The organism is Bacillus sp. 205(2023) (assembly GCF_037027485.1).
In the GTDB taxonomy this organism is placed as follows: Bacteria; Bacillota; Bacilli; order Bacillales; family Bacillaceae; genus Bacillus; species Bacillus halotolerans.
This window is the reverse complement of sequence record NZ_JAXCHF010000034.1, coordinates 1-378: the sequence shown is the minus strand read 5'-3', so window position 1 is coordinate 378 and position 378 is coordinate 1. Positions and strand designations below refer to the sequence as shown.

3 tRNA genes are annotated in these 378 nt (G+C 48.9%); all 3 read right to left on the bottom strand.

Going from position 1 to position 378, the window contains the following annotated elements:
• Positions 1-49: 49 nt before the first annotated feature.
• Positions 50-124: transfer RNA gene (locus tag WA325_RS21265), tRNA-Gly, on the bottom strand.
• Positions 125-164: 40 nt separating this feature from the next.
• Positions 165-247 (bottom strand) — tRNA-Leu (locus WA325_RS21260).
• A gap of 7 nt (positions 248-254) precedes the next feature.
• A tRNA-Lys gene (locus tag WA325_RS21255) sits at positions 255-330 on the bottom strand.
• Positions 331-378: the final 48 nt, after the last annotated feature.

Below are 378 nucleotides of genomic sequence, written 5' to 3'. Positions count from 1 at the left end.
AAGTCCTGTGTGTCTGCCAATTCCACCACCCCGGCGTGGATGGTATAGTTGGAGCGGAAGACGGGATTCGAACCCGCGACCCCCACCTTGGCAAGGTGGTGTTCTACCACTGAACTACTTCCGCAGACAGGATGTCCAGTTTTTATAACTGTCATCCTATATAATGCGGGTGAAGGGACTTGAACCCCCACGTCATAAAGACACTAGATCCTAAGTCTAGCGCGTCTGCCAATTCCGCCACACCCGCTTAAAAATGGTGAGCCATGAAGGACTCGAACCTTCGACCCTCTGATTAAAAGTCAGATGCTCTACCAACTGAGCTAATGGCTCTTCTTACAAGAGACTTGAATATTATATCATATAAAAGTGGTGCCGGCA